7 protein-coding genes are annotated in these 8,244 nt (G+C 60.5%); 3 read left to right on the forward strand and 4 right to left on the reverse strand.

Features of this window, described 5'->3' with window-relative positions; all coding sequences use genetic code 11:
* Positions 1 to 66: 66 nt before the first annotated feature.
* Positions 67 to 1,545 carry an NAD(P)/FAD-dependent oxidoreductase gene (locus Q7T36_RS13925; protein WP_304849709.1) on the reverse strand — a complete coding sequence of 493 codons (1,479 nt, stop codon included), beginning with the start codon at positions 1,543 to 1,545 and terminating at the stop codon, positions 67 to 69.
* Between the two features lie 111 nt (positions 1,546 to 1,656).
* Between Q7T36_RS13925 and Q7T36_RS13930 the strand changes: the two genes are divergently transcribed.
* Positions 1,657 to 2,670 (forward strand): AraC family transcriptional regulator, encoded by a 1,014-nt coding sequence (locus tag Q7T36_RS13930; RefSeq protein WP_304849712.1) that lies wholly within the window; start codon positions 1,657 to 1,659, stop codon positions 2,668 to 2,670.
* Positions 2,671 to 2,763: 93 nt separating this feature from the next.
* Here the strand turns inward: Q7T36_RS13930 and Q7T36_RS13935 are convergent, their stop codons facing one another.
* Positions 2,764 to 3,333, reverse strand: coding sequence for a DUF882 domain-containing protein (locus Q7T36_RS13935; protein WP_304849715.1), 570 nt, complete (start codon positions 3,331 to 3,333; stop codon positions 2,764 to 2,766).
* A gap of 24 nt (positions 3,334 to 3,357) precedes the next feature.
* Positions 3,358 to 4,257: a L,D-transpeptidase family protein gene (locus Q7T36_RS13940; RefSeq protein ID WP_304849718.1), complete on the reverse strand. Its 900-nt coding sequence runs from the start codon at positions 4,255 to 4,257 to the stop codon at positions 3,358 to 3,360.
* A 142-nt stretch (positions 4,258 to 4,399) separates the two neighbouring features.
* Here Q7T36_RS13940 and Q7T36_RS13945 point away from each other — a divergent pair, with 142 nt between their 5' ends.
* Positions 4,400 to 4,852, forward strand: a complete 453-nt coding sequence (locus Q7T36_RS13945) for a DUF4124 domain-containing protein (protein ID WP_304849721.1) — start codon at positions 4,400 to 4,402, stop codon at positions 4,850 to 4,852.
* A gap of 42 nt (positions 4,853 to 4,894) precedes the next feature.
* Here Q7T36_RS13945 and Q7T36_RS13950 read toward each other — a convergent pair whose 3' ends face one another.
* Positions 4,895 to 6,925: an NADPH-dependent 2,4-dienoyl-CoA reductase gene (locus tag Q7T36_RS13950; protein WP_304849724.1), complete on the reverse strand. Its 2,031-nt coding sequence runs from the start codon at positions 6,923 to 6,925 to the stop codon at positions 4,895 to 4,897.
* Positions 6,926 to 7,335: 410 nt separating this feature from the next.
* Here Q7T36_RS13950 and Q7T36_RS13955 point away from each other — a divergent pair, with 410 nt between their 5' ends.
* Positions 7,336 to 8,079 carry a M48 family metallopeptidase gene (locus Q7T36_RS13955; protein ID WP_304849727.1) on the forward strand — a complete coding sequence of 248 codons (744 nt, stop codon included), beginning with the start codon at positions 7,336 to 7,338 and terminating at the stop codon, positions 8,077 to 8,079.
* The last annotated feature ends 165 nt before the right edge of the window (positions 8,080 to 8,244 follow it).

Here is an 8,244-nt window from a genome sequence, read left to right on the forward strand (position 1 = left end):
CGTCCGGACGTCGGACCCGATGGCAAAAGCTTCGCTCTCGCCGGCCCTGACGCCGTTTTTGCTTTTTCAGGCCACCCGCTTCACCTGCCCTTCCCCCACCAGCTCGTAATCCCCCAGATTCAAGGAATGCGTGCGCTGCTTGTAGACCAGCGTGAAGCCGGGCCAGTTGTTGGTGTTCTTGCCCGCCGCGTTCTTGTACCAGCTGGTGCAGCCATCTTCCCACACCGTACGCTTGATCTGGTCCTGCACCCAGCGGTTGTACTTACCCTGCACCGTCCCCTTCACCTCCATCGTCGCCAGATTCCGCACCGACATCGCCTTCAGGCACTGCCCGATGTAGTCGAACTGGCTTTCCAGCATGAACAGGATCGAATTATGGCCGAGGTTGGTGTTGGGCCCATAGAGGATGAACAGGTTGGGAAAGCCGTTGACGCTGATACCGAGATAGGCCTCGGCACCGTCCTTCCACGCCGCATTGAGGTCCTGCCCGCCGCGACCGCTGATTTTCATCGGCGCGAGAAAGTCCGTGGCCTGAAAGCCGGTGCCGAAGATAATCGCGTCAACCGGATGTTCGCGGCCGTCCTTGGTGCGGATGCCGGTTTCGGTCACGGCGTCGATGCCGTCGTTGACCACCTCGACATTCGGCTTCGCGAGCGCCTCGTAGTACTCATTGGAAATAAGGATGCGCTTGCAGCCCAAGGGATAGTCCGGCGTTAGCTTCTGCCGCAGCGTGGTGTCCTTCACCGAAGCATTGAGATGGCGGTGGAAATCGTATTCAAACACTTTCATCAGTTGCTTCAGCGGGCCAAAGGCCAGCGCCCGGCTTTCATGCTGCCAGTACATGCCGGTGCGGCTGAGCTCCTGCAAGCGCGGCAACCGGGCATACAGCGCCTGCTCCACGCGGGTATAACCGCGATCCGGCTTGGGAATGACATATGGCGCGGAACGCTGGAACAGGGTCAGCGCACTGACCTCCTTCACCAGTTCCGGCACAAACTGGATGGCGCTGGCGCCAGTGCCGACCACGGCGACACGCTTGCCCTTCAGGTTGACCTGATGGTTCCAGCGTGCGGAATGGAAGGTCTCGCCCCTGAACGACTCCAGTCCCTTCAGACGCGGATACGCGGGTCGGTTCAACTGGCCGCAGGCGCTGATCAAGGTGCGGGCCTCAATCGTTTCGCCGCCGGCGGTCGAAATGATCCACAAGGCGCGGGCCTCGTCGAAACGTGCGCCGGTCACTTCCGTGTTAAAGCGGATTTTCGGCAGCAAACCGTATTTCTCCGCACAATGACGGATATAGCCGTGAATCTCGCGTTGCGGAGCGAATTTGCGGGACCAGTCGAATTTAGGCTCGAAGGAAAATGAATAAAGGTGCGAAGGCACATCACAGGCCGCGCCAGGATAGGTATTGTCACGCCAGCAACCGCCGACATCACTTTCCTTCTCCAGCAGAACCAAGTCATTGAAGCCTGCCTGTTGCAGGCGGATGGCCATGCCAATGCCGCCAAAGCCGCTGCCGATAATAGCAATTCCGGTTTGAATCATGAAACGCACCTGATGAACAAGGGATACCCAGTGTAAACACAGTACCTCCACCTGACGCCATTGTTTATGCTACATTCGGCCATCTCCCTGTGACTTCCGGACAAGCCCTGCATGTCTCTCTGGCCCGAACGGCGCAGCATCAGCAGCGCCCGCATCCTGACCGGTCTGGCGGCCGACTACGGCATTACGCCGGAACAATGCCTGCGCGGCACCGGTATTTCCCTGGCCCAGCTTCAGGACAACAGCCATGAAATTGACGCCCGTCAGGAACTGCGGCTGGTGGACAACCTGCTGGACGCCTGCGGGGGTTTCCGGCCGGGCATGGGGCTGGAGGCAGGACGGCGGTATCACCTGACCACCTATGGCATCTGGGGCTATGCCCTGATCAGCAGCCCGACCTTGCGCGCCGCCATCCAGATCGGGCTGCGCTACCTGGACCTGACTTTCGCCTTTGTCCGGGTGCGGTTTGAGGAAGCGCCGGATCAGGCGCGGCTGGTGCTGGACAATAGCGCCATTCCCGCCGCTTGCCGCGCCTTCCTGCTGGAGCGGGACATGGCCTGCATTGTCACCATGGTCGAGGATTTGTTCGGCGTCCGCATGCCGTTGCAGGCTGCGTGGTTCACCGCCGCCGCCCCACGGGACATATCTCCTTTTACCCGGACTTTCGGCGTGGCTCCGTTGTTCGATCAGGCGGATAATGCGGTTGTGTTTGGCCGATCCTTCCTGGACTTGCCCATTCCCCAGGCCCACACGCTCACCGCCGGTATTTGTGAAACCCAATGCCGGGAGCTGCTGGAGCGGCGCAAGGTGCGCGCCGGCTATTCCGGGCGGGTTCGGGAGGAATTGCTGCGCCAACCCCGCCTGATGCCGAACATGGAGACCGTGGCCGAGCGGCTTTGCATGAGCTCCCGCACCTTGCGACGGCATCTGGACGAGGAAGGTGTGTCGTTCCGGCAGTTGGTGGATGAAATAAGGATGGCGCTGGCCGAGGAAATGCTGGGCATTCCCGGCATGACCATGGAAGAGATTTCAGCGCGGCTGGGGTATTCGGAAGTCTCGAATTTCCTGCACGCCTTCAAACGCTGCAAGGGCGTGACACCCAGCGACTTCCGCAAAACCCTGTAGGTCGGGTTTCAGCCCGACAACCCCCTTCGATCGGAGACTGGTGTCGGGCTGAAGCCCGACCTACACGCCAGGCACGACAGGGAGTCGGTGGAGTCAGCCGCCCCAGCTGCGAACCCGGCCGGTATCGACGTGAACAAAATCCGAACCCGGATAATAGCCCACCCCGCCCGCCTGCATCGCCAGCGCGGCGGAGCGCACCTGCGCCAACGCAACGCCGGGCACCCGGATATCCATGGCCTTGCCGTCCAGATGCATGCTGTGCCTGGCGACGCCGTTGGAGTTGGCGCGCAGCATGGCGTTGGTTTCCGGAGACCGGTAGGCGGAGATGATATGGAAATCGCAGCTACGGCCCAGCTTCGCCTGCAAGACCGCCAGTTGATCCAGCAGTTGGGTGTCCATGGCCAGAACCGAGCCGTTACGGAAATCCCGCATCAGGAAATTGAACTCATTGAGCACTGAAGGCAGGTATTCGCCTTCCGCCCAATAGACACGACGCAAGCGCTCACCGGTATGGGTATGCACAAAGGACAGACTGCGTTCAGCCTGATCCGCCAGCAGGCTGGCCCCGGCCCAGCGTGGCAGCAGCAAGCCGCCCAGCGCCAGGGCGGACAGTCCGCGCAAACAGTCACGGCGGGTCATCACAGCTGAATTCGTCGTTGTCATACAGAACCTCTTAAAATACAGAAATTACGGAGTCGCCGGTTTCAGGGTAATGTCCACCGGTTGGCCCGCTGCCGCTTTCAGGGCGGCTCCCGCCACCGTCCAGTCAATGCGGCCGGTGACCTGTTGCGCAGCCGCCAGCTGTTGCAACTCAGCCAGACCGTTCAGCTTGCGCTTGTAAATATTCGGATGTACTTCTACATATATAAGGCCATCTGGTCGAATTTCAAGCAAAATCGGCCAGTAAGTGTTAACACCTGTTAAACCTTTTTCGACACGGGCAAAAATTTCGGCGATGTCGTCATTGTGCATGCGCATGCAGCCGTGCGAACGAAAACGGTAAATACTGGACGGCGCAAGCGTGCCGTGAATGCCATAACCGGGCAGGCTCAGCCCCAGCCAGTGCTTGCCCAGCGGGTTGTCCGGACCGGGCGGCACATGGGTTTTTACCGGTTTTCCTTCCCGCGCCATTTCCGCCTGAATGGATTTGGGCACATTCCAAGTCTTGTTTTCCTGCTTGTTGGCCAGCGTCCACGGCCCCACCGGCGAAGGCCAGGACGCCTTGCCCAGCCCCAGGGCATACACCCTTAACTCGCCTTGCTGACGCAGGAAAAGCAAACGCTGCGGCACATTGATGGTGATGCCATCCGTCAGCCCGTCGGGGATCAGGTGCGAATAGCGGACATTAACGACCTGCCCCGGCATCAGCCGCGACTTGGCCGTCAATCCGTTGAGTTTCATCACGGCTTCAGGCGTCACACCGCGACGGCCGGCAATGGCGCTGAGGTTATCCCCCTTGACCACGGTCACCGGCTCCTCACCTTCCCAGCGCAGGGAGGCAAGACGGGCATAAGGCTCGGCGGCACAAGCCAGCGAGGACACACACAACAGCAGAAAAAGAACAAAGCGCATGGGGGCAGACAACATGACCAGAATATTTTCAGTATGACAGTTCGGGACAGGGAACACAAAAAGAGCGGCCGGACATCCGCCATGGCCATAACCGCCGGGATTGTCTATGCTCTAACCGATGAAATTAATTTAAAAACCCTGAGGCCGTGCGGACAACATGCAAAAAGAAACCGTGATTATTGTGGTGGCCGTGGCCGCCATTTCCGGCTGGATGTTTCGTGACTCCATCATGAACAAGGTGAATCCCCCGGTTCAGGAGGTCAACACCGCGGATCTGGCCCCGCCGGGCAGCCGTTACAGCACGGACAACAGCCAGCGGCCGGTGGAGAAAGGCGGTATTTACAGCTGGAAGGACAAGGACGGCAAGGTGCACTTCGGCAATCGGGATGTAGCTAAGGATGCGGAAAGCGTGCAACTCTCCAAAGGCAACACCATCCACCTGTCAGGCAAGCCTGCGGGCAAGGATACCGCACGTGTCGCCGAACCGGCATCCACCAATTCCGGCGGTGTGAAACCCATCAATCAGCCGGAACGGGTGCGGCAGAAGCTGAACAGCGCGGCGGAACAACAGCAGCGACAGGTCGAACTGATGACCGAAACCATGCAATGACCTCATGACCAGCCCGGACTGCCCCGGGCCGGCGTCTATGGCTTAAAGCCCGGCCGCCAGCTCAGCCCCCTCGCGGATGGCGCGCTTGGCGTCCAGCTCGCTGGCCAAGGCTGCGCCACCAATCAGGTGGAACTTTGCCCGGGTCTTCTCCCCTTCCGGCGGCATGATGTCCTTCAGGCTTTCCTGCCCGGCGCAAATCACCACGTTGTCCACCGGCAGCAACTGTTCCTTGCCGTCGATGGCGATCAGCAGCCCGTCATCGCGGATGGCCTTGTATTCCACGCCCGACATCATCTGCACGCCGTTCTTCTGCATCACGGCGCGGTGCACCCAGCCCGAAGTCTTGCCCAGACCGGCGCCGACCTTGGTGGTCTTGCGCTGCAGCAGCCATATCTGACGTAGAGGCTGGGCCTGATGCGGCTCCACCAGCCCGCCGACGGTCTTGTTCGAAGTATCGACGCCCCATTCTTCATGCCACTGCTTGACGGTGATCGGCAGCTGCACCGCCGGGTCGTGCAGCAGGAATTCGCTGAGGTCAAAACCGATGCCGCCCGCGCCGATCACCGCCACGCGCTTGCCCACCGGCTTCTTGTCACGCAGTACGTCAAGGTAGGACAACACCATGGGATGATTGACGCCTTCAATCTTCGGCAGGCGCGGCGCAATGCCGGTGGCGACGATGATGTCGTCAAAACCCTGCGCTTCCAGTTCGGCGCGGGTGACACGGGTATTCAGCTTCAGGGTGACACCAGTCAGCTCGACGCGACGGCCGAAGTAGCGAATGGTTTCGTGGAATTCTTCCTTGCCCGGCACCTGCTTGGCGATGTTGAATTGGCCGCCGATCTGGTTCGAGGCTTCGAACAACGTCACCTGATGGCCGCGCTCGGCAGCGACCGTGGCGGCGGACAACCCGGCCGGACCGGCGCCGACGACGGCGACCTTGCGCGGCTTGGAGGTCTTCAGGTAGACCAGTTCGGTTTCGTGGCAGGCGCGCGGATTGACCAGGCAACTGGCGCGCTTGTTCTGGAAGGTGTGGTCGAGACAGGCCTGGTTGCAGGCGATGCAGGTGTTGATCTCATCGGCGCGGCCACCGGCGGCCTTGTTCACCCATTCGGAGTCGGCCAGGAACGGGCGCGCCATCTGGATCAGGTCGGCCTTGCCCTCGGCGAGGATGGCCTCGGCGGTGTCCGGCATGTTGATGCGGTTGGAGGCCATCACCGGGATCGACACTTCCTTGCGGATGTCGGCGGTGACGTCGGCAAAAGCGCCGCGCGGCACCGAGGTGACGATGGTCGGGACCCGCGCTTCATGCCAGCCGATGCCGGTATTAAGGATGTTGATCCCGGCAGCTTCCAGCGCCTTGGCGACAGTGATCACTTCCTCGCGGGTGTTGCCGCCTTCCACCAGATCCAGCAGCGACAGCCGGAAAGCCAGGATGAAGTCCGTCCCCACCACCTTGCGCACACGCTTGACGATTTCCACCGCCAGCTTCATGCGGCCGTGGATGTCGCCGCCCCATTCGTCGTCGCGCTGGTTGACGCGGGCGCAGAGGAACTGGTTCAGCAGGTAGCCTTCGCTGCCCATGATTTCAATGCCGTCATAACCCGCCAGCTTGGCCAGACGGGCGCAACGGCCAAAGGCGGCGATGGTCTTCCAGATTTTCGAGGACGACATCTCGCGCGGCTTGAACATGGAAATCGGGGACTTCTTGGCAGTGGCCGACACCACAAAGGGGTGGTAACCGTAGCGACCGGCGTGCAGCACCTGCATCAGGATCTTGCCGCCTTCCTTGTGCACGGCGTGAGTGACCAGACGGTGGTTGATGACATCGCCCAGCCGGTTAAGCGTGCCGCCCAGCGGCAGCAGCCAGCCTTCGCGGTTGGGGGAAATGCCGCCGGTGATGATGAGGCCGACACCACCCTTGGAGCGTTCACCAAAATAAGCCGCCAGCTTGGGGTAGTTGTAAAAGCGGTCTTCGAGGCCGGTATGCATGGAGCCCATGACGACGCGGTTGCGCAGTTGGGTGAAGCCGAGGTCCAGGGGCTGGAGCAGGTGCGGGTAGTGGGCGTTCATGGGGGCGTTCCTCTCGGGCTATGACCGGTGTTGGCGGGGGATTCTGCCAGTGGCGGGGGTAATTTAACAGTGTCTAGATTTGGGGACATTTGTCTTTTTTGGAGACTGTCGGGTCATTTGGGTCAATGGCTCCTAGGTTAGAGCCTATGTCTGCTATTTGCAGAGGGTGTCCGCCTGCCGCGGGCCTTCCTTTTGTCTTGGCAAAAGGAAGCAAAACCGTTGTCCTGCGCCAAACTCGCGGGCTGTCGGCTCTCTGTCGCCCTTCCCCGCTTCCGTCTCTTCGCTGTCTGATTTGTGGCTCAAACAGTGGCTTCGGACAGATCTGTGGGTGGAGCATCTTATTGTGGTAATGGTTTCCGGGGCGTAACTCTTCGGCCATAATTTGGGCTTTCCTGTAACTGTTGGCTGTTATGTCGTCTTCCGAATTCCAGATTAGCCATGAGGGTGTGTTGATTCGTTACCGTTTGACGGTGGGGCGGAGTGCGCGCGGGGTGGTGTCGTTGAAAATACGGCCGGATGGTTTGGTGCTGGCGTCGGTGCCGCCGCGTGTTCATGCTTCAGCGGTGCATCGGCTGGTGCGGGAGAAGGCGGGCTGGATTGCGGGGCATTTGGGCAAGCTGGCGGAAAGGCCGGCGGCGGGGGCGGTTCACCCTGCCCTGCGTTATGAGGATGGGGAGCAGCATCTGTTTTTGGGGCAGACTTATCCGTTACGGGTGCTGCCTCACGACAAGGTGCGGGACAAGCTGCAGATGGCCGATGGGGAGTTGCGGTTTTTCAGTTCACAGCCTGATGCCGCGAAAACCCCGCAGGTGCTGTATCGCTGGTATGCCCGGGAACTGGAGGCATTGATTACGCGGGAAATTGAGGCGCTGGCGGCGGGCATGCCGTGGGTGACGGAGATGCCAACGTTCCGGTTGAAGCTGGTGCGCAGTCGTTGGGGGAGTTGTTCCGGGCGGGGCAACCTGAATTTCAACCTGCATCTGGCGAAGGCGTCTCCGGAGGCAATTCGCTATGTGGTGCTGCACGAACTGTGTCATCTGGCGGAAATGAATCACAGCGAGCGCTTCTGGCGGCTGGTGGAGGAACGCATGCCGGACTGGAAGCGGCACCGGGCGTATTTCAAGGCGCACGGGGCGTTGCTGATGCAGGCCTAACAGGGTGGTGAAAAATCCCTGAATGAGGGTGTAATTAGCTTTGTGTAAACGGTCATTTGGCATCACACTGCCGCTCCCCTGGAGTCATTATGACCGCTGCAAAAAGTACCAAACGGGCCAAGCCCGATCCTGAACTCCTCCAATTTGCCGACCGTCTGTTGGCCA

Source organism: Fluviicoccus sp. (assembly GCF_030646115.1).
Taxonomy (GTDB): domain Bacteria; phylum Pseudomonadota; class Gammaproteobacteria; order Pseudomonadales; family Moraxellaceae; genus Fluviicoccus.